We start from the raw sequence: 19,964 nt of genomic DNA, 5'->3' as shown, positions 1-19,964 counted from the left end.
CGATGCGCTAGATGTTCCGAACCGCTTCCAGCGCGAGCAGCGCGACGTGCAATGAGAGGCAGGACTCCACCGAGTCGAGGTCCACGCCGAGGACGCGCTCGATCCGGTGCAGGCGCTCGTAGAAGGAGGGTCGCGACAGGTGCGCGGCGTCGGCGGCGGCGGACTTGTTGCGGCCCTGGTCGAGGTAGATGCCGAGCATGGAGACGAGATTGGTGCCGCGTTCGGTGTCGTAGGCGAGCAGCGGGCCGAGCTCGCGCTCGACGTACGTCTGCAGCCGTGCGTCGTCGCGCAGCAGGTGCAGCAGACCCCTGAGGCGCACGTCCACGAGGCGGTGGTACGAGGGGCCGCCGGTCTGCCGGATGGCGGCGTCGGCGACCTGGACCGCCTCGAGCAGTGACCGGCGCGCATCCCGGACCGCGCCGACAGAGGTGCCGACGGCGATGGCGAAGTCGCCGCCGTCCGGGCCGGCCAGCTTCCGGACCGTCGTCGCGAAGCTCTCCAGTGCCGCGTCCTCGCGGTCCTGCGGGCCGAGCGCGAGCAGCAGGCCGACCGAGTGCTCGTCCACGGCGCCGATCAGGGCGGCGAGGCGCTTGTCGCGGACGGCCGCCGCCGCGTTGTCGGTCAGCTCGCGCAGCCTGGACTGATGCTCCAGAGACGAGGCGTGGCCACGGAGCCGCAGCACGATGCCGACCAGGCGCTTGTCGTCCAGACGCACGCCGATCGCCCGCGCGCGCAGCGATATCTCCGAGGACGAGTGCGCGTGATTGAGGATGGCCGTGAGCAGCGTGCGGTGCGTCTGGCGCTCCAGCGACTCCCGGTCCCGCTGCATCAGCCGGTTCAGCGCCAGGGTCGCCGCGCCGCGCTCGGCCAGCATGATGAGCCGGCTCGGCGCCGGCGCCGGGATGCCGTCGCACACCAGCACGAGGCGGCCCCAGTCCTGGCCGCGCGCGCCGACGACCGTGGTCAGCCAGCCGGAACGCTCGTCGTACGCGGTCCTGGTCGCCGGCCGCACCGCGCGGGAGCGGCCCTCCCAGCCGTCGAGCAGCGCCTCTTCGGTGGTCGTGGCCGTGTCGTAGACCAGCACCTGGTGCGCCAGGTTCTCCAGCACGACGGGGTGCCCGGCCATCTTCGCGATCTGCCGGACCACCTCGGCGGGCTCCGCGCCCTCGACCGCGAGCTCGGTAAAGGTTTGGTGAACCTCCTCCGAGGCGCGCAGCTCGGCCAGCTGCGCGTCGATGATCCGGGCGTGTACCGCCTCGGTAATCGTGACGAAACGGGTGTCGCGGCCGAGCGTGATCACCGGTAGCCGGTGCTTCTCCGCCGCGAGCAGCAGTGGCTTCGGCGGGGACTGCGGGTAGCGGCGGCCGAGCTCGACGACCAGACCGGCGGCGCCGAGTCCGGCCAGGTCGGCTATGTACCGGGCCAGCGACTCGCGGTCGTCCGGCCAGGCGATCGCGGTGGAGAGCACCAGTTCGCCGCCGCGCAGGATCTCGCGCACGTCGGTCAGCTCGGTCACGTGCACCCAGCGCACCCGCCGGGCCAGACCCGCGGCGCCCGCCACCACCCGCGGGTTGCCCTGGCGCACGGCGTCCAGCGCGAGCACCTCGGCGACGGTCGGGTAGCCGGGCAGCAGCGGAACGCGGGAATCGGGCTCGTTGGACGGAGACAGCGACATCGGTGTCAGGCCTTCGGATCGACGGTCGGCGGCAGACGGCGGGTGAGCGGTTGTTCATTCGCCCGACACGCCGTGGTGCGACAGGTTGTCGCACGAATGGGCTTACTAGAGGCACTGTGACAGCTGGACGCTGCACTGGCAAGGTGGAAGAGCATTTCCGCAGACGACGGACTTCGACGATCGTGATCGGAAAGTCATCAAGAATCCGTCGTTCTGACTAAGTTTCCCTGCGGAATCCCTTGTCTGAACCTCGTTGTTTATGTCACGATCCTTCGGTCAGCGCGGCAGCGTGCTCGCCGACGCCGAGCGGGCCGTCTTCCGACAATCTGCCAATGCGCGACGAGCTTCGGCGTCAAAGCGTCTGAAGGACCCCTGAAGAGCCAGAACCTCACGCTCCGGGAGCGGACACTATGCATCAGTACATCGACGGCCGGCTCGCTGACGGCACCGGGGACGAGGAACTGACGGTTCTCGACCCGGCCACCGGACGCGTGGTGGCCGGGTCGGTGCACGCGGGCCCGGCCGACGTGGACCGCGCCGTCGCCGCCGCGCGCGCCGCGCTGCCCGGCTGGGCCGGGGCCACGCCCGCCGAGCGGAGCACGCTGATGCACAAGCTGGCCGCGATCCTGGACGAGAAGTCCGCGCAGCTCGCCCGGCTGGAGACCTCGCAGACCGGCAAGCCGATCCGGCTGACCACGAACTTCGACGTGCCCGGCACCGTGGACAACGTCGCGTTCTTCGCGGGCGCCGCGCGGCACCTCGAGGGCAAGGCGCAGGCCGAGTACAGCGGGCTGCACGCCTCCTCCGTCCGCCGCGAGCCGGTCGGCGTGGTCGGCTCGATCGCGCCGTGGAACTATCCGCTGCAGATGGCCGGGTGGAAGATCCTGCCGGCCATCGCCGCAGGCGACACCATCGTGCTCAAGCCGGCCGAGATCACCCCGCTCACCGCCCTGGCCTTCGCCGAGGCGTGCACCGAGGCCGGGATCCCGAACGGCGTGGTGAACGTCGTGACCGGGCGCGGCCGGGTCGCCGGCGAGGCGCTGATCGGCCACCCCGACGTGAACATGGTCTCCTTCACCGGGTCCACGCCGGTCGGCAAGCGGATCGCCGAGATCGCCGCGCAGACCGTCAAGCGCGTGCACCTGGAGCTCGGCGGCAAGGCGCCGTTCGTCGTGTTCGACGACGCGGACCTCGAGGCGGCGATCCACGGCGCCGTCGCGGGCTCGCTGATCAACACCGGACAGGACTGCACGGCCGCCACCCGCGCCTACGTGCACCGTTCCCGCTTCGACGAGTTCGTCGAGGGCGTCGCGGAGCTGTTCGCCGCCATCAGGCTCGGCGACCCGAACGACCCGGCGACCGACCTCGGCCCGCTCAGCTCGCCGCGGCAGCGCGACTCCGTGGCCGGATACGTGGAACGGGCCCGCGGCTACGGCGCGAAAATCGTGGTCGGCGGCGAGTTCCCGGCGGAACTGCGCGGCACCGAGTTCGAGCCCGGCGCCTACTACCGTCCCACCCTCGTGACCGGCGTGAGCCAGGACGCGGAGATCGTGCAGCAGGAGCTGTTCGGCCCGGTCCTGGTGGCGCTGCCCTTCGACTCGGACGACGAGGCGATCCGCATGGCCAACGACACCCCGTTCGGCCTCGCCGCCTCCGCGTGGACCAAGGACCTGGTCCGCGCGCACCGGGCCAGCCGCGACATCCAGGCCGGCTGCGTGTGGATCAACGACCACATCCCGATCATCAGCGAGATGCCGCACGGCGGCTATAAGCAGTCCGGCTACGGCAAGGACATGTCCGCGTACTCGCTCGAGGAGTACACGCAGGTCAAGCACGTCATGCACGACATCACCGGCATCGCCCGCAAGGACTGGCACCGGACGATCTTCGGCGCCTGACACCCGCACGACCCGCCGTCCCGGCAAGCCTGGGTTGCAGCAAGGACCTGATAAATACCCCCGGGGGTACCCGGATCACCAGAAGGCTGAGTCGTCTATGCCACCCTCGATACCGTTTCGCGACCCGGACGAAGTCCACGAGCAGCGCTCCCTGATCGCCCGGGCCGCGCGGGCCGGCTCGATGCGCAGAAGCAGCCGCGCGTACGCCGACTCGACCGCCGTCAGCCGCCGCAGGCTGCTGCGCGCCGGCGCGTTCGGTTCGCTCGCGGTGGCCGGGGCCGGTGCGCTGAGCGCCTGTGGCGTGGACCCCAAGTTCCCGGTCATCCCGGAGTCGATATCCACCGGCCGCTCCGCCGCCGACTACTCGGACTCCGAGAAGGTGGTCAACTTCCACAACTGGGGCTCGTACATCGACATCGCGTCGAGCACGAACACCAGCGACCACCCGACGATCGACGCGTTCACCAAGCAGTACGGGATCAAGGTGAACTACGTCGAGGACATCACGGACAACAACGAGTACTACACGAAGCTCGATCCGGACCTGTCCGCGGGCAAGGACACCGGCGTGGACCTGATGGTCTTCTCGGACTACATGATCCCGATTCTCCGGTACTACAACTACATCGAGAAGCTGGATCTCTCGGTGATGCCCAATCACAAGAACGTGCTGCCGGAGATCCTCAACGACCCGATCGACCCGGGCCGCAACTTCACCCTCCCCTGGGCCTACGGCTACACCACGATCGCGTACAACAACAAGATCGTCAAGGAGCCGGTCACCTCCGTCAAGGAGCTGTTCGAGCGACCCGATCTGCGCGGTCAGGTCGTACTTTTCGCCGAGATGGAGGACACGGTCGCCTTTGCGCTGCTGGCCCTCGGCCTCGACCCGGCGAACTTCACCGACGCGCAGTACACCGACGCGCTCAACTACATCTCCGCGGCGCGCGCCCGCGGCCAGGTGCGGCAGTTCATGGGCCAGGACTACATCAGTTCCTTCAGCCAGGGGAACATCGGCGCGACGATGGCCTACTCGGGCGACGTCGCGCAGCTCGGCCAGGCGAACCTGGTCACCGTGAACGTGCCCACAGAGGGCATGCTCGCCTGGTCCGACAACATGTGCATCCCCAACTACGCGCGGCACAAGAAGAACGCCGAGCTGCTGATGAACTGGTACTACAGCCCGGACATCGCGGCGCAGCTCGACGACTGGATCGACTACATCCCCTGCGTGCAGGGCGCGGTGGAGTCGCTCCAGAGCCTCGACCCGACGGCGGCGAGCAATCCGCTGATCGTGCCCACATCCAAGATGAAGACCGGCGCCAAGGGGTTCATGAACCTCAACGTCGACCAGCTCAACGCGTACACCACCCGTTTCCAGCAGATCGCCGGCTGACCCCCAGAATCGAAGGCAATTGCGATGAACACTCTCGACGCGGTCGGCGATCTGCGGCTGACCGGACTGACCAAGCGCTTCGGCTCGTTCACCGCGGTGGACGGCCTGGACCTGTCGATCCCGCAGGGCTCCTTCTTCGCCCTGCTCGGCGCGTCCGGCTGCGGCAAGACCACCACGCTGCGGATGGTCTCCGGGCTCGAGGACCCGACGGCCGGCCGGATATTCATCGGCGACACGGAGGTCACCACGACCAAGCCGTACAAGCGCCCGGTGAACACGGTCTTCCAGAACTACGCGCTCTTCCCGCACCTGAACATCTACGACAATGTCGCCTTCGGCCTGCGCCGCCGCGGCGTCAAGGACGTCAAGAAGCAGGTCGACGACATCCTGGCGCTTGTCGAGCTCGGCCACCTGGCCAAGCGGAAGCCGACCCAGCTGTCCGGCGGCCAGCAGCAGCGCGTCGCCGTGGCCCGCTCGCTGATCAACCAGCCGCAGGTGCTGCTGCTCGACGAGCCGCTCGGCGCGCTGGACCTGAAGCTGCGTCGGCAGATGCAGATCGAGCTCAAGCGCATCCAGACCGAGGTCGGCCTCACCTTCGTGCACGTGACGCACGACCAGGAAGAGGCGATGACCATGGCTGACACCATCGCCGTGATGAACGCGGGAGCGATCGAGCAGCTCGGCTCGCCCGAGGAACTCTACGAGAACCCGGCCACCACCTTCGTCGCCAACTTCCTCGGCCAGTCCAACCTCGTGGCCGGCACCGTCACCGGCAAGGAGGACGGCGTCGTCACGGTCGAGGCGCACGGCCACCGCGTCGCCCTGCCCGCGGAGCGTTCGCGTGTCGAGACCGGCGCGGTGATCATCGGCGTGCGGCCGGAGAAGGTGCAGCTCGCGGCGTCCGACGAGGAGGTTCCGGCCGGTCGCAACGTGCTGACCGGCGGCGTGGTCAGCGACGCGTCGTTCATCGGCGTGTCCACGCAGTATCTGGTGAAGATGCCCTGGGGCCAGGAGCTCGCGGTCTTCGAGCAGAACACCGGCAAGGAGATCTTCCGCCCCGGCACCGAGGTCGCGCTGCACTGGGACGCGAGCCAGACCTTCGGCCTGGACGGCAGCCAGGACATCGAGGCCGGCGCCGAGATCGACGACGAGGCGGCCAAGTGACCACACTCACCGAAGCGCCGCCGAAGGCCTCCGCGGTCCTCGGCGAGCCGAAGAAGAAGCGCAACCTGCTGCCCTACATCCTGCTCGCGCCGGGTGTGCTGTGGCTGGTGATCTTCTTCCTGATCCCGATCTTCACCGCCGTCTCCGCCTCGGTCCAGACCGGAAGCCTGGACATGGGCTTCAAGGTGACGTGGAACTGGGCGAACTACTCGGCCACCTTCAGCACCTACAACACCGAGATCGTGCACTCGCTGATCTACTCGGTCGCGTGCACGGTGATCTGCCTGGTGCTCGGCTACCCGCTCGCATACTTCATCGCCTTCCGCGGCGGCAAGTGGAAGAACCTGCTGATGGCCCTGGTGATCGCGCCCGCGTTCACCAGCTTCCTGATCCGCACGATCGCCTGGGAGACGATCCTGTCCGACCACGGCACGGTGGTCCGGATCATGACCGACCTGCGGATCACCAACCTGATGGACCACCTCGGCCTGATCACCGGGAACCACGTGCTGAACAGCCCGTTCTCGGTCGTGTTCGGCATGGTCTACAACTTCCTGCCGTTCACCGTGCTGCCGCTGTACACCTCGCTGGAGAAGATCGACCCGCGGCTGCACGAGGCGGGTCGCGACCTGTACTGCTCGGGCTACCGGACCTGGCGCTACGTCACCTGGCCGCTGTCCCTGCCCGGCGTGATCGCGGGCACCCTGCTCACCTTCATCCCGGCCGTCGGCGACTACATCAACGCCTACATGCTGGGCAGCCCGAACACCCAGGTGATCGGGCAGGTGATCGAGAACGAGGCGTTGCGCGACGTCTTCGGCTACCCGATCGCCTCGGCCATGGGCGTCATTCTCACCTTCGGCACGCTGGCGATCGTGCTCGCGTATGTCAAGAAGGCCGGATCGGAGGACCTGCTGTGATGACGAAGACCTTCGACTGGATCAAGGCGCACACCCTGCTGTTCGTCTCCACCCTGATCTTCATCTTCCTGATCGCGCCGAACGCGGTCATGCTGCTGTTCTCGTTCAACCAGCCGGCCAACAAGTACAACTTCATCTGGAACAGGTTCTCCACGAACGCCTGGAAGAATCCGTGCGCGAGCTCGGACATGTGCAGCTCGATCAAGCTCTCGGTCACCATCGCGATCATCGCGATGATCCTGTCGACGGTGCTGGGCACGATGGTCGCGTTCGCGATGATGCGGTACCGCTTCAGGGGCCGCACGTTCCTCAACGTGCTGCTGTTCCTGCCGATGGCCGCGCCCGAGGTCACCATGGGTATCACCCTGATGACCTTCTTCTTCAACACCACAGGCAGCAACTCGCTCGGCTTCGGGACGATCGTCATCGCGCACGTGATGTTCTCGCTGAGCTACGTGGTGGTGACGGTCAAGGCCCGGCTCGCGGGCATGGATCCGACGCTGGAGAAGGCCGCGGCGGACCTGTACGCGACGCCGATCCAGACCTTCCGCCGCGTGACGCTGCCGCTGGTGATGCCGGGCATCCTGGCCGCCGCACTGCTCTCCTTCGCGCTGTCGATCGACGACTACATCATCACGGTGCTGACGGCGGGCAACGAGGTGACGTTCCCGATGTACGTCTACGCCTCGTTCCAGCACTCGGTTCCGGCGCAGATCGACGTCATCGGTTCGACGATGCTGCTCATCACGCTGGCCGGCATCACGTTCGCCCAGGTGCCGCAGATCATCAAGACCCGCAAGGCATAACGGTTCATTTCGATTGGGGGCCCGGGCCCCGCGCGGCACCGGCCGCGGGTTAGGGTGTTGAACCGCCGAACCCGCGGCCGGTTCGGTGTTTTCGGGATCGGGCGCGGCGGAGGGAGTTCGCGGTGGGCGCGGAGTTCGACGCTGCTCTGGAGGCGGCCCGGGGTGGCGCCGCCGAGGGGGTGGCCGTGCTGTGGCGCGCGCTCAATCCCGCGCTCGAGCGTTACCTGGCCGCGCTGGTCGGGCAGGCGGCGCAGGACATCGCCTCCGAGACGTGGCTGCAGGCCGCGCGCGATCTGCCTTCCTTCCGCGGGGACGCCGCCGGGTTCCGGGTGTGGCTCTTCCGGATCGGGCGCAACCGGGCGATCGACGAACAGCGGCGCGCCGGCCGACGGCGCGAGGAACTGCTGGCGGAACCGGGCGAATTCGCCGGCGCGGCCCCGGACGCCGCGGCGGTGGCCGAGGAGCGGTGGGGCACCGATCGGGCGCTGGCGCTGCTGGCGCGGCTGCCGAGGGAGCAGGCCGAGGCGGTGCTGCTGCGCTCGGTGGCCGGGCTGGACGCGAACGAGTGCGGGCGGATTCTCGGCAAGCGGCCGGGAGCGGTGCGGGTCGCGGCGATGCGCGGCCTGCGCGGGCTCGCGGCCATGCTGGAAGACGCGGCCATTCTGGAAGAGGAGCCCGCGCACGAGTCTTCATCTGCCGACGTGGTGAGCGGGGTGTTCCGATGAGGCAGGGTCCGTCGATCAGTTCCCGCGGCGCACGGCGGCTGTTGCGCGGTGCCCCGTCCGCCGACCCGCACGAGCAGCGGGTGGCCGGCGTGCTCTCCGCGCTGGCGCCGGATGACGCGTCGGGTGCGGAGGTTCCCGAGGTCGTGCTGCGGGCATTCGCGCGGAACGCTCCCGTCGGCGGAGCACGGCGCTCGGGCGCCCGGATGCTCCGCGTCAGTCGTACGGCCGCGCTGAAGGCGGCGGTGGTCGTCCTGGCTCTCTCCAGCGGCACGGTCGCGGCGGCCGCCGCCGACGTGCTACCGGGACCGGCGCAACGTACGGCGCACAGCCTGTTGGGCGGATGGGGAGTTCCCGCGCCGCGCACGGCGGCACCCCATTTCGCTCCGACCTCGCCCGCCACGACACCCAGCGCCAGTGCGGGTGCCAGTGCCGGCGCGGGTGCGGGAACCGCGCAGCCGAGCGCTTCGAACACCGCCACGGCGTCGCCGACCATGACCGCGTCGTGTTCCGGCCCGAATACGCACGCGGCGAGAGCGCACTGCGCGCCACCGGCCGTGACGAGCTCGGCGACCACCTCGCCCGGCCCCGGGCACCCGACGCAGACGGCCGGGCACGGCCACACGCCGAAGCCGCACAGCGGTTCGACGCACTGAGATCCGTCGTCACCAGCACCGGTAACAATCGCGGCGCCCGGCTCGCCTCTTAGTCCGGAGCCCCGCTGCCGGGCTCGCGTGCCGCCGCGCAGGCCCGATCCCCCCGTAGCGCTTCCGCGGCGGCACGCCTCCAGAGCACGCCGAAGGCACAGTCCATGCCCGAGAACGACCCGAACGAGACGACGCAACTGCTGCCGCTGGCACGCGCCGCCGATCCCCAGACCGCCCCGATACCCGTGTTCGCGGACTCCACCAGCCGCCGCCGCGTGGTGCGCCGGACCGCCGTGGGCGCATTCCTCGCCGCGGTCGGTTACTCGCTGATGGTGGTCTGGGGCCTGCTCGGCGGGCCGGTCTCCCCGAGCACGCTGACGCCGTTCTCCGCGCCGCATGCGGCTCCTGCCGCGCAGCCGAAGACGCCGTCGGCCGGGACGGTGACCGTGCCACCGGCACCGTCCACCTCAAGCGTGAGCGGCGGCACGTCCTCGGCGGCGACCCACTCCGCGAGTCCATCCGCCGCACCAAGCACCCCGGCTTCCACGTTCGCCTCGCCGAGCCCGAGTGTCTCGGCCACCGGGCATCGCCAGGGCAAGCCGGGTAAGACCGCCAGCCCCGGGCATGGCTGACGGCCACCCGCTATGCGCGAGTAACACTTCTGAGCCCTCTGTCGCCTATACATCGACGAGGTCACCGGATACATGGTGTGGGCCGTACCCGGAGGTCTCGTGAAGGCTGCGGCCGCGGCGCCCTGACTCCCGTCCCCGTCGCCGCGTCCGCAGCCTTCGGCCCCGCCTCAGTTCTGCCGCAGCGCCGGCATCGGCACCGGCACGTTCAGACTCGTCGCGCCGACGCCGACGCCGCCGGCACAGCTGTTCGGCGGGAACGTCGTCTGACCGCGGCTCGACGGGGCTCCGGCGGCCCAGAACATGTAGCCGAGCATGCCGTTCGTGCTTCCGGCGCCGGCCGGGGCGATCGAATCGACCCAGCCGCTCGTCGAACTCTGCAGCGAAGAGGCGAAATTGTTGCACTCGGGCAGCACCTGGCTCTGCCCGGCGACGAACACCGAGCCGGTGAACTTCGCCGGGGCGAGCGGTGCGATCGGCGGGCTGTAGTTGGGTTTGCCGTCGACGTGCTCGAGCCAGTTGCTCTCCGCGCTGCTGGTGGACGGCTGCTTGCTCGGCACCATCGCGTTCGCGTAGTCGAGCACGGGCTTGCTCGTGGTCAGCCAGTTCGCCGTCGCATACTGGTCGAGCGCGATCAGGTAGCGGTCGCCGGCCGCCAGATCGATCGTCAGCCGCGCGGTCGGGTCGGCGCCGGTCGCGTCGTACGCGTGAACCGCGCGGTAGGCGCTGATGAACGACTGCATGCCGGTCAGATTCGGGCTTGAGCTGTTCTCATAGTCGATCTCGATGCCCACACCGAGCTGCGTGGCCAGCGCCGCCGCCTTCTGGCCGAGCAGGGTGGCGTTCTGCGTCAGGGCACTGTCCCAGTCGGCGGTGTACGTGATGCCGCCGATCGAGAGCATGACCCGGACGCCGTGGCTCGTGAAGTAATCGACGACAGCCTGGTCCATGCCGTTGGGCACGCCGTTCGTGTCGCCGGCGTCGGTCGTCCCGTCGAGCAGCTTGAGCGGATCGGCGAACGCGAGCACGACCAGGTTCACCGAGGGACTGCCGTTGCCGCGGTCGATCATCCAGTGGTTCTGCGTGTCGAACGTGGTCATGTTCGGGGCAGTCGCCCACGTGCACTGATCCGAGCCGCACAGCCAGGCCCCGTAGACCTGGACGGGATCCGTGCCGGCAGCGGCCGACGCCTGGGCCGCGGCGTGGGTCTGGGCGTGTGCCGGGGCGGTGAGCGCCGGGGTGATCAGCAGGGCGGCCGCGGCGCCGAGCACGCCGAGCCGGTGGGTGATTGTCCGCATGAAGCTGTACGCCTCCTGGCGTTGCCGGGGTTCCCGTCCCCGAGCACACCAGAACTGGTTTAGACCTTTGTCAAGCGGCGTGAATGACTTCCACAGTGCAAGATTCGGGTAGCTGATCTGACACCGGTGCGGTTGGTGTCTGCCCCATGGCCAGCACCAAGATGGTTCGTCGAAGCCCGTGACGCAGACACAGTGAGAGGGATCCCCCATGGAAGTCAGCCATGCGTTGGCCGGGGCCGCGCCGGTGCCGTTCTGGCTGGACGACCCCGGCCGACCGCAGGCACTGCCCGCGCTCGCCGAGAACCTGACCTGCGACCTCGTCGTGGTCGGCGGCGGCTACAGCGGGCTGTGGACGGCGCTGATCGCCAAGGAGCGGGACCCCGGCCGCGAGGTCGTGCTCGTCGAGGCGAACCGGATCGGCTGGGCGGCCTCCGGGCGCAACGGCGGCTTCGCCGAGGCCTCGCTGACACACGGACTGCCCAACGGCATCGACCGCTTCGAGCCCGAGTTGCGCACGCTCGTGAAACTGGGCGAGGCGAACCTGGACGCGATGCAGGCGAGCGTGCAGCACCATGGCATCGACTGCGACTGGGAGCGCACCGGTCAGCTGAGCGTGGCCACCGCGGAATGGCAGGCGAACGACCTGGCCGAGTACGCGGACGTGGCCGGGCAGTACGGCGAGCATGTGGAGTTCCTCGACCGCGACGCCGTCCGCGCGCAGGTGGACTCGCCGACGTACCAAGCCGGGCTGTGGGACCGCGAGGGGTGCGCGATGGTGCACCCGGCGAAGCTGGCCTGGGGGCTGCGCGACGCGTGCCTGGCGCTGGGCGTGCGGATCTACGAGGGCACCCGCGTGACCGGGCTGGAGAAGTCCGGCAACGGGATGGCGCTGCGTACCCTGAACGGCCGTCAGATCTCGGCCGAACGGGTGGCTCTCGGCACCAACGTCTTCCCCTCGCTGCTCAAGCGGGTGCGGCCGTACATCGTGCCGGTGTACGACTACGCACTGATGACCGAGCCGTTGACCGAGGCGCAGATGGAGTCCATCGGATGGCGTAATCGTCAGGGAATCGGCGACAGCGCGAACCACTTCCACTACTACCGGCTGAGCGCGGACAACCGGATCCTGTGGGGCGGCTACGACGCGGTCTACCACTACGGCAACCGCATCGCGCCCGAGCTCGACCAGCGGCCGAAGACCTTCGAGAAGCTGGCCCGGCACTTCTACGAGGCGTTCCCCCAGTTGGCGGACGTCCGCTTCACCCACAAGTGGGGCGGCGTCATCGACACCTGCACCCGATTCTGCGCGTTCTTCGACACCGCTTACGACGGACGAGTGGCGTACGCGGCTGGCTTCACCGGTTTGGGTGTAGGCGCGACCCGGTTCGGCGCACAGGTGATGCTGGACCTGCTCTCCCGGGAGCAGACCGAGCTGACCGAGCTGGACCTGGTGAAGTCGAAGCCGCTGCCGTTCCCCCCGGAGCCGTTCAAGTCCGTCGGGATCAACGCGACGGCCTGGTCGCTCGGCCGCGCGGACCACAACGAGGGCAAGCGCAATCTCTGGCTGCGCACGCTCGACCGCTTCGGCCTCGGCTTCGACTCGTGAGCAGTTGAGAGTGCCGCTGTAAGGCAAAACGCGCGCCCACCGACACTCTGGAAAGTGACGCGGCCCCCGCCTGCGGCGCAGACTCGAAACCAGAACCCCACCGGACACCGTGACACTGAAGAGGTCTTTCGTGAGCAAGCATGTGACGCACTGGATCGACGGCGGACCGTGGAGCGGCTCGGCCGAACGGCGCGGCGACATCTACGACCCGGCCACCGGCGCGCTCACCGGCTCGGTGGACTTCGCCGCGGTGCGCGAGGTGGACGACGCGGTGGCCGCCGCGGCCGCCGCGTTCCCGGCCTGGCGCGGCACCTCGCTGGCCAAGCGGGCCACGGTGCTGTTCAACTTCCGCGAGCTGATCAACGCGCGGCGCGACGAGCTCGCGTCGATCATCGTCTCCGAGCACGGCAAGGTGCACTCGGACGCGCTCGGCGAGGTCGCCCGCGGCATCGAGGTGATCGAGTTCGCCTGCGGCATCCAGCAGTTGCTCAAGGGAGGTTTCACGGACCAGGCGTCCACCGGGGTCGAGGTCTACGAGCTGCAGCAGCCGCTCGGCCCGGTCGCGATCATCTCGCCGTTCAACTTCCCGGCGATGGTGCCGATGTGGTTCTTCCCGCTCGCCATCGCCACCGGCAACACGGTGATCGTCAAGCCCAGCGAGAAGGATCCGTCGGCGGCGAACTGGATCGCCGCGCTGTGGAAGGAGGCCGGCCTGCCGGACGGCGTGTTCAACGTCGTGCACGGCGACAAGGTCGCGGTGGACCGGATCCTGGAGCACCCGGACGTCAAGGCGGTCTCCTTCGTCGGCTCGACCCCGATCGCCCGCTACGTCTACGAGAACGGCACCCGCTACGGCAAGCGGGTGCAGGCCCTCGGCGGCGCGAAGAACCACATGCTGGTGCTCCCGGACGCCGACCTGGACCTGGCCGCCGACTCGGCCGTCAACGCCGGCTTCGGCGCGGCCGGCGAGCGCTGCATGGCGGTGTCCGTGCTGGTCGCGGTGGACCCGATCGGCGACGAGCTGGTCGGCAAGATCGTGGACCGGATGGGCAAGCTGCGGGTCGGACCCGGCTGCTCGGCCGCCTCCGAGATGGGCCCGCTGGTGACCGGCGTGCACCGGGACAAGGTGACCTCCTACCTGGACGCGGGCGTCGCGGCCGGGGCCAGCCTGGTCGTCGACGGCCGCAAGCACCCGGTCGACTCGCTCGCCGAGACCGGCGTGGACACGGCCAACGGCTTCTGGCTGGGTCCGACGCTGTTCGACAACGTCGGCCGGGACATGCCGGTCTACACCGACGAGATCTTCGGCCCGGTGCTCTCGGTGGTGCGCGCCAAGTCCTACGAGGACGCGCTCGAGCTGATCAACTCGAACCCGTACGGCAACGGCACCGCGATCTTCACGAACGACGGCGGCGCGGCGGCGAAGTTCCGCAACGAGGTCGAGGTCGGCATGGTGGGCATCAACGTGCCGATCCCGGTGCCGGTCGCCTACTACTCCTTCGGCGGCTGGAAGGCCTCGCTGTTCGGCGACTCGCACGCCTACGGTACGCAGGGTGTGCACTTCTACACCCGGACGAAGGCCGTGACGCAGCGCTGGCTCGACCCGTCGCACGGCGGCATCAACCTGGGCTTCCCGACCAACGCCTAAGGGTTCTTCCGGTGAAACACATCGTGCATTCGGCGTACTTATATACGCCGATTGCACGATGTTTCGTCGTGCCGGCCCGGCGATGCTGGATACATGACGAAATGTACGAACTATGACAAGGGAGCCGTCGAGCGGCTCTTCGAGACCCAGGGCGGCCTGGCCACCCGGGCGCAGCTGATCGAACTCGGCGTTCCGCCCTCCACGCTGCGGCTGCGGGAGGGCCCGGACAGGCCGTGGAGCCGCGTGCTCAAGGGCGTGTGCGCGAGCCGGGCGGATGCGCTGAAGGGCCTCGGCCGGATCCGCGCCGCGCTGCTGTATGCCGGTCCTGGCGCGATCGTGACCGGGCTGGCCGCGCTGCGCGTGCACCGGGTCGCGGCCGCGCGGACCGATGATCCGCGCATCAAGGTGCTCATCCCGCACGGCAGGCGGCGGCAGTCGCACGGTTTCGTGCTCGTCGGGCGCACGACCAGGCCGCCCGAGCCGGTGCGGATCGAGGGCTGCGCGGTGGCGCCGCTGCCGCGCGCCGCCGTGGATGCGTGCCTCGACCTCAAGGACAAGGAATTCGTCCGCTCGATCATCAACGAACTCGTCTACAGCCGCCGCTGCACCCCGGCCGAGCTCTGCGCGGAACTGGCGGCGCATCAGGTGCAGCGTTCGGCGCGGATGCGTGCCGTGCTGGCCGAGTTCAGTGCGGGAATCCGCACCGGCGAGGAGGCGGACTGCCAGGAGCGGCTCGCCCGTGCGATAGCGCCGCGTCCGGTGTGGAACCGCAGGATCGTCGAGCAGGCGACCGGCTGCGTCGCCGTGCTCCCGGGAGCGCTATGGCCGGATCGGGGCATCGCCCTCGAGGTGGCTCCGGGCTTCCAACCGAGCTCCGCCGCGCTGGACCGGGCCGCGGCGCGCCGTCGCTGGATGGCGACGGTGCTCCGGCTGACGGTGGCTCAGGTGAGTCCGTCCCAGGTCCGCGAGCGCTGGGACGAGGTGTGGGAGGAGCTCAGCCGACTGCTCGACCGACCGCCGACCTACCGCCTGCCGCGCGGATACGCCCTGGCCTGATCGAGATGAGCGAGTACCAGCAGCCAGGCGCCGCACCAGCAGAGCGAGCCCAGAACGTCCGTCAGCCAGTGGTAGTTCGACCAGAGCAGTCCGAAGATCGTCAGCACGAGCAGCGCCGCGACGATTCCGCCGAGCAGTTGTCGCGCGAGCCGGCTCGTCCAGACGCACACGCCGAGCAGGTAGCCGGCCGTCACATAGCAGCAGACCGCGTCGGCCGTGTGCCCGGAGGGGAAGAAGCCGAGGGTCGCGTTGCCCAGCGTGACCTCGCCGGGCCCGGGTCGGCCGACCCAGATCTTCAGCGGAATCACCGTGGCCAGCACGATCCCGGCCGCCGCGGCGAGGAGCGGCGGCCGCCAGGATCGCGTCAGCCAGGTGGTCAGCCCTGCGACTGCCAGCAGGCTGAGTACCGCGGGGGCCTCATCCCCGAGGTTCGCGCAGCCGCGCCCGAGGGAGGCGAGCCAGTGCAGCCCCGAGGTGGTGGCGGCGTCCTGGATCCCGTTGCGCACGTGCACGTCGAGCCTCGTCAGCGGCCCGTGCGAGGCCACCTGCCAGAGCAGCAGGCCGAAGGCGCAGAGCAGCGCGGCCGGCACGATCCACCAGGAACGCCGGGACGGGGAGGGGCCGCGCTCGATCATCGCCCCAGACCCTACGCCCTCGGCCGGCTCCGGGCGGGCAGCCCGCCGCGGGCACGGAAACGCCCGGCGCCGACTCCCCGTCTCCGAGGTGCCGACGCCGGGCCGAACAGTCTAAATCGCCTTGAATGTCACGTTACGCCCGCTTCCGCGGTTTCGCATCCCTCGCCGCGCGACCGCCCCTTACTGGGCGGTGAGCTGCTCGAAGGCCGCCTCGATGAGGTCCAGGCCCTCGGTCAGCAGGTCCTCGCCGATGACCAGCGGCGGCAGGAAGCGCAGCACGTTGCCGTAGGTGCCGCAGGTGAGCACGATCAGGCCCTGCGCGTGGCAGACCTTGGCGATCTGCGCGGTGAGCGCGGCGTCCGGGTCCTTGGTGCCCGGCTTGACCAGCTCGACGGCGATCATCGCGCCGCGGCCGCGCACGTCGCCGATCTGCGGGAAGCGCGCGGCCAGCTTGTTCAGCCGGGGCAGCATGATCTCGCCGATCCGGCGGGCGGCGGCGGGCAGGTCCAGGCCGCGCATCGTCTCCAGCGCGCCGAGGGCGCCCGCGCAGGCCACCGGGTTGCCGCCGTAGGTGCCGCCGAGGCCGCCGGCGTGCGCGGCGTCCATGATCTCGGCGCGGCCGGTCACCGCCGCCAGCGGCAGTCCGCCGGCCAGGCCCTTGGCCGTGGTGACCAGGTCCGGTACGACGCCCTCGTGGTCGACGGCGAACCAGTCGCCGGTGCGGCAGAAGCCGGTCTGGATCTCGTCCGCGATGAACACGATGCCGTTCGCCCGGCAGAACTCGGCGATCCGCGGCAGGAAGCCGAGCGGCGGCTCGATGAAGCCGCCCTCGCCCTGGATCGGCTCGATGATGACGGCGGCGACGTTGTCCGCGCCGACCTGCTTCTCGATCTGCGAGATCGCCTGCGCCGCGGCCTCCTCGGCGCAGTTCTCCGGGCCGGTCGGCCAGCGGAACGGGTAGGCCATCGGCACCCGGTAGACCTCGGGGGCGAAGGGGCCGAAGCCGTTCTTGTAGGGCATGTTCTTCGCCGTCAGCGCCATCGTCAGGTTGGTCCGGCCGTGGTAGCCGTGGTCGAAGACGACGACTGCCTGCCTCTTCGTGTGGGCGCGGGCGATCTTCACCGCGTTCTCCACGGCCTCCGCGCCCGAGTTGAACAGCGCCGACTTCTTCGGGTGCTCGCCCGGGGTCAGCTCGGCCAGCTGCTCGCAGACCGCGACGTAGGACTCGTAGGGCGTGACCATGAAGCAGGTGTGGGTGAACCGGCGCAGCTGCTCGCCGGCCCGGTTGACCACGGCCTCGGCGCTGTTGCCCACGCTGGTGACCGCGATGCCGGAGCCGAAGTCGATCAGCGAGTTGCCGTCCACGTCCAGCACCACGCCGCCGCCCGCCTGGGTCACGAACACCGGCAGCGTGGTCGAGACGCCGTTCGCCACGACCGCGTTGCGCCGCTCGAACAGCTCCCGCGAGAGCGGGCCCGGGATCTCGGTGACGAGGCGGCGCTCCTGCGGGAGCGAAGGACCGCCGTGGGCGAGCGCGGACATGGGGGGTCTCCATTCGATCGGCATGCGGAGGCTGCGAAGAGGCTCTCGATCGACCCTAACCGAGCGCGCGGCGGCCGACACCTCGCAGATCGTCGCGAAAATCCGGACCTTCCTTCGCACAGTGTCTACGCCTACCGCGGTCTACGCCTACCGCGCCGCCCCCGGATCGATACCATCAAGCCGACACGTCATCAGGCCTCAGGCAGGGAAGTCGCGGCGGCGTTGCTTTGGCGATGCGATGTCGCGGACGGCCTCAGGGTAGGGAAGTCACGGCAGCGTTGCTTTGACGGTGCCAGCGGACGGCCTCATGGTAGGGAAGTCACGGCAGCGTTGCTTTGGCGATGCCAGCGGACGGCCTCATGGTAGGGGAGCGTTGCTTTGACGATCGACGACAGCGTGTCCGCGGGCACTGACGCCCCCCGGCGGCAGGGCATGCGCGAGGGCTGGTACCCGTGCCCGAGCGGGGCGCCGCAGCTGCGCTACTGGACCGGCTCGGCGTGGACCGAGCAGACCCGGCCGGACCTGGTCAGCTGGGTGCACGGCGACCGCATGCTCGACGTGCCCGGCGTCTTCGCGTACGGCCGCACCCCGGACGAGAGCGCGGGCGGCCGACCCGGTCCGCTCGAGCCCCATATCTGGCGCCGCGCCCGGCTCGCGCTCATTCTGGCGGTCCCGATCTGGGCAGCGATGACCTTTCCGCTCGGGCTGCTGCTGTCGTACCTCAACCTGCCAGGGTCGGTGATTCCGTTCCTGGCGCTGGTCATCGTGCTGGCGGGCGTCGGGACGTACGGCAGGTGGCAGATCGTCGGGCGCTGGCTGTGGCTGCGCTACCGGCCGGAGCCCAAGAAGGCGGTCCCGATCCCCAAGCAGCGGCCGGATCTGTGGGCGGAGCTGCGCGAGGCGGGCTTCGTGGACGCGGCGCGCCGGCTGGACGAGGAGGTCGCGACCGGCGAGCTGACGGACGTGGACTACGTGCGGGTGGCGCGGGTGGTGCAGCGCACGGCGCGGCAGAACGGCCCGGAGCAGCTGGCTCCGATAGCGGTGGCCATCCAGGAGAAGGGCGGCAGCGCCTTCCCGCACTCCTCCGGGCAGCGCGACCTGCCGATGCCGCGGCTGGTGCAGCACGACCTGGTGACCGGCCAGGCCCGGCTCGGCGTGGCCGCGCAGAGCGACCGGAATCCGGCGACGCATCAGAAGGAGTGGTTCGCGCTAGACACGGAGGTGCTGCGCACGTCCATGCTCGTGGTCGGGCCGCCCGGAGCCGGTAAGACGCGATCCTTCGCGCGGCCGATCATCGAGCTGCTGGGGCTGCAGACGCTCGTCGGGATGGCCTCGGTCGTCGTCATCGACCCGACCGGTTCGGCGTTCGACGCGCGGCAGCTGCCGGACTTCTTCGACGTCGACATCGATCCGAACGGGGAGCCGGGGCCGGGTGCCTGGGGCTTCGACCTGTTCGGCGGGGCGAGTGGGCCCGAGGAGGCGGCGGACCGGCTGGCCGGAGCGGTATTGCCGCCGGACACCGCGGTGCACGACCCGGCCGTGGACTCGGCCGCGCGCAATGCGCTGTACAGCGTCATCGCGGAGTTCCACGAGCGCAACGACCGCTATCCGCTGCTGCGCGAACTACTCGACCTGGTGCTGACGCAGAGCCCGGTGCCGCTGCTCAACGAGCGGCTGCGGCTGCTCGACCGGCCACAGCTGATCGACCTGTTCGACGGCCGCCCGCGCAAGTTCTCCATGCGCGATATCGACCGGCCGCTGCGCGTGCGCATCGCCCTGCCGGAGGGCAGCTCGCCGCAGGCCGCGCGGATCCTCGCCCGGCTCGCCATCGCCCAGTTCGTGCAGGTGGTGGCGGCGCCGGAGGCCAATCGCGAGGTCTTCAAGGGCCTGATCGTGGACGAGGCGGGCCGCTTCGTCGACGAGTACGTGGTGCAGGGTCTCCAGCGAGCGCGTGCGGCCAACGCCGGGATCGTGCTGCTCACGCAGTCCCTCTCACAGTTTCCGGAGCACCTGCGCTCGGCCGTCTTCACCGGCACCGGCTGCAAGGCCGTGTTCGCCGGCGTCGAGCCGGCCGACGCGCGCTACTTCGCGGACTACTGGGGCACGTCGTGGTCGGCGGAGACCACCGTCACCACCGGCACCGCCACGACGACGTCCACCGGGCACATGTCCACGCCCGGGTCGCCGGGCCGCTTCGGGCGCGGCGGGGAGAAGTCCGTCGTGCAGTCGCTGACCGGCTCGACCAGCACGCAATACCAGCGTTCGGTGGCGACGCGGGCCGTGGAGCGGTACGTCTGGTCGCCCTCGGACATCATCAACGAG

Annotated in this window: 16 protein-coding genes; 12 read left to right on the top strand and 4 right to left on the bottom strand. The window is 69.8% G+C overall.

Annotation, left to right across the window (positions count from 1 at the left end):
* Positions 1-7 precede the first annotated feature (7 nt).
* The gene (locus VG296_RS27985) at positions 8-1,675 is read right to left on the bottom strand and encodes a PucR family transcriptional regulator (protein ID WP_325570919.1); all 1,668 of its coding nucleotides are present in this window, start codon (positions 1,673-1,675) and stop codon (positions 8-10) included.
* Between the two features lie 410 nt (positions 1,676-2,085).
* Here VG296_RS27985 and VG296_RS27980 point away from each other — a divergent pair, with 410 nt between their 5' ends.
* The 8 genes from VG296_RS27980 to VG296_RS27945 all read left to right on the top strand — a co-directional run bounded on the left by VG296_RS27980 (position 2,086) and on the right by VG296_RS27945 (position 9,860).
* On the top strand, positions 2,086-3,573 hold the full coding sequence (locus VG296_RS27980) for a gamma-aminobutyraldehyde dehydrogenase (RefSeq protein ID WP_325570917.1): 1,488 nt from the start codon (positions 2,086-2,088) through the stop codon (positions 3,571-3,573).
* Between the two features lie 97 nt (positions 3,574-3,670).
* Positions 3,671-4,969 (top strand): spermidine/putrescine ABC transporter substrate-binding protein, encoded by a 1,299-nt coding sequence (locus tag VG296_RS27975; protein ID WP_325570915.1) that lies wholly within the window; start codon positions 3,671-3,673, stop codon positions 4,967-4,969.
* 24 nt (positions 4,970-4,993) lie between these two features.
* Positions 4,994-6,133 carry an ABC transporter ATP-binding protein gene (locus tag VG296_RS27970; protein WP_325570913.1) on the top strand — a complete coding sequence of 380 codons (1,140 nt, stop codon included), beginning with the start codon at positions 4,994-4,996 and terminating at the stop codon, positions 6,131-6,133.
* Positions 6,130-7,053, top strand: coding sequence for an ABC transporter permease (locus VG296_RS27965; RefSeq protein ID WP_325570911.1), 924 nt, complete (start codon positions 6,130-6,132; stop codon positions 7,051-7,053). The genes VG296_RS27970 and VG296_RS27965 overlap by 4 nt, the downstream gene beginning before the upstream one ends.
* On the top strand, positions 7,053-7,859 hold the full coding sequence (locus VG296_RS27960; RefSeq protein ID WP_325570909.1) for an ABC transporter permease: 807 nt from the start codon (positions 7,053-7,055) through the stop codon (positions 7,857-7,859). Before VG296_RS27965 ends, VG296_RS27960 begins: the two co-directional genes overlap by 1 nt.
* 122 nt (positions 7,860-7,981) lie before the next feature.
* Complete coding sequence (locus VG296_RS27955; protein ID WP_325570907.1) at positions 7,982-8,584, top strand: RNA polymerase sigma factor; 603 nt, start codon at positions 7,982-7,984, stop codon at positions 8,582-8,584.
* A complete protein-coding gene (locus VG296_RS27950; RefSeq protein ID WP_325570905.1) occupies positions 8,581-9,237 on the top strand; it encodes a hypothetical protein in 657 nt (218 codons plus the stop codon). Before VG296_RS27955 ends, VG296_RS27950 begins: the two co-directional genes overlap by 4 nt.
* Before the next feature lie 155 nt (positions 9,238-9,392).
* A complete protein-coding gene (locus VG296_RS27945; protein ID WP_325570903.1) occupies positions 9,393-9,860 on the top strand; it encodes a hypothetical protein in 468 nt (155 codons plus the stop codon).
* Between the two features lie 167 nt (positions 9,861-10,027).
* Here the strand turns inward: VG296_RS27945 and VG296_RS27940 are convergent, their stop codons facing one another.
* The gene (locus VG296_RS27940; protein ID WP_325570901.1) at positions 10,028-11,155 is read right to left on the bottom strand and encodes a hypothetical protein; all 1,128 of its coding nucleotides are present in this window, start codon (positions 11,153-11,155) and stop codon (positions 10,028-10,030) included.
* Between the two features lie 208 nt (positions 11,156-11,363).
* Between VG296_RS27940 and VG296_RS27935 the strand changes: the two genes are divergently transcribed.
* From VG296_RS27935 to VG296_RS27925, 3 genes are all read left to right on the top strand, one after another.
* The gene (locus VG296_RS27935) at positions 11,364-12,761 is read left to right on the top strand and encodes an FAD-dependent oxidoreductase (RefSeq protein ID WP_325570899.1); all 1,398 of its coding nucleotides are present in this window, start codon (positions 11,364-11,366) and stop codon (positions 12,759-12,761) included.
* 130 nt (positions 12,762-12,891) lie between these two features.
* Positions 12,892-14,409 carry a CoA-acylating methylmalonate-semialdehyde dehydrogenase gene (locus VG296_RS27930; protein WP_325570897.1) on the top strand — a complete coding sequence of 506 codons (1,518 nt, stop codon included), beginning with the start codon at positions 12,892-12,894 and terminating at the stop codon, positions 14,407-14,409.
* 93 nt (positions 14,410-14,502) lie between these two features.
* Positions 14,503-15,465 carry a hypothetical protein gene (locus VG296_RS27925; protein WP_325570895.1) on the top strand — a complete coding sequence of 321 codons (963 nt, stop codon included), beginning with the start codon at positions 14,503-14,505 and terminating at the stop codon, positions 15,463-15,465.
* On the opposite strand, the gene VG296_RS27920 is transcribed toward VG296_RS27925, so the two are convergent.
* Together VG296_RS27920 and gabT are read right to left on the bottom strand one after the other, a co-directional pair.
* Complete coding sequence (locus tag VG296_RS27920) at positions 15,432-16,100, bottom strand: phosphatase PAP2 family protein (protein ID WP_325570893.1); 669 nt, start codon at positions 16,098-16,100, stop codon at positions 15,432-15,434. The genes VG296_RS27925 and VG296_RS27920 overlap by 34 nt on opposite strands.
* Positions 16,101-16,280: 180 nt before the next feature.
* Positions 16,281-17,642 carry a 4-aminobutyrate--2-oxoglutarate transaminase gene (gene gabT, locus VG296_RS27915; RefSeq protein WP_325570891.1) on the bottom strand — a complete coding sequence of 454 codons (1,362 nt, stop codon included), beginning with the start codon at positions 17,640-17,642 and terminating at the stop codon, positions 16,281-16,283.
* Between the two features lie 378 nt (positions 17,643-18,020).
* Here gabT and VG296_RS27910 point away from each other — a divergent pair.
* Positions 18,021-19,964: DUF2510 domain-containing protein (locus VG296_RS27910; protein WP_325570889.1), on the top strand; the 1,944-nt coding region annotated here is incomplete at its 3' end.

Source organism: Actinospica sp. (genome assembly GCF_035552695.1).
In the GTDB taxonomy this organism is placed as follows: domain Bacteria; phylum Actinomycetota; class Actinomycetes; order Streptomycetales; family Catenulisporaceae; genus Actinospica.
Note: the sequence above shows the minus strand (reverse complement) of the source record. Positions and strands in the feature narration are given on the sequence as shown.

Bases quoted from the DNA above. Each gene is read 5' to 3' on its own strand.
- VG296_RS27970 (WP_325570913.1), top strand. From the start codon at position 4,994: ATGAACACTCTCGACGCGGTCGGCGATCTGCGGCTGACCGGACTGACC.
- VG296_RS27975 (WP_325570915.1), top strand. From the start codon at position 3,671: ATGCCACCCTCGATACCGTTTCGCGACCCGGACGAAGTCCACGAGCAG.
- VG296_RS27980 (WP_325570917.1), top strand. From the start codon at position 2,086: ATGCATCAGTACATCGACGGCCGGCTCGCTGACGGCACCGGGGACGAG.
- VG296_RS27945 (WP_325570903.1), top strand. From the start codon at position 9,393: ATGCCCGAGAACGACCCGAACGAGACGACGCAACTGCTGCCGCTGGCA.
- VG296_RS27940 (WP_325570901.1), bottom strand. From the start codon at position 11,155: ATGCGGACAATCACCCACCGGCTCGGCGTGCTCGGCGCCGCGGCCGCC.
- VG296_RS27985 (WP_325570919.1), bottom strand. From the start codon at position 1,675: ATGTCGCTGTCTCCGTCCAACGAGCCCGATTCCCGCGTTCCGCTGCTG.
- VG296_RS27950 (WP_325570905.1), top strand. From the start codon at position 8,581: ATGAGGCAGGGTCCGTCGATCAGTTCCCGCGGCGCACGGCGGCTGTTG.
- gabT (WP_325570891.1), bottom strand. From the start codon at position 17,642: ATGTCCGCGCTCGCCCACGGCGGTCCTTCGCTCCCGCAGGAGCGCCGC.
- VG296_RS27925 (WP_325570895.1), top strand. From the start codon at position 14,503: ATGACGAAATGTACGAACTATGACAAGGGAGCCGTCGAGCGGCTCTTC.
- VG296_RS27935 (WP_325570899.1), top strand. From the start codon at position 11,364: ATGGAAGTCAGCCATGCGTTGGCCGGGGCCGCGCCGGTGCCGTTCTGG.
- VG296_RS27960 (WP_325570909.1), top strand. From the start codon at position 7,053: ATGACGAAGACCTTCGACTGGATCAAGGCGCACACCCTGCTGTTCGTC.
- VG296_RS27920 (WP_325570893.1), bottom strand. From the start codon at position 16,100: ATGATCGAGCGCGGCCCCTCCCCGTCCCGGCGTTCCTGGTGGATCGTG.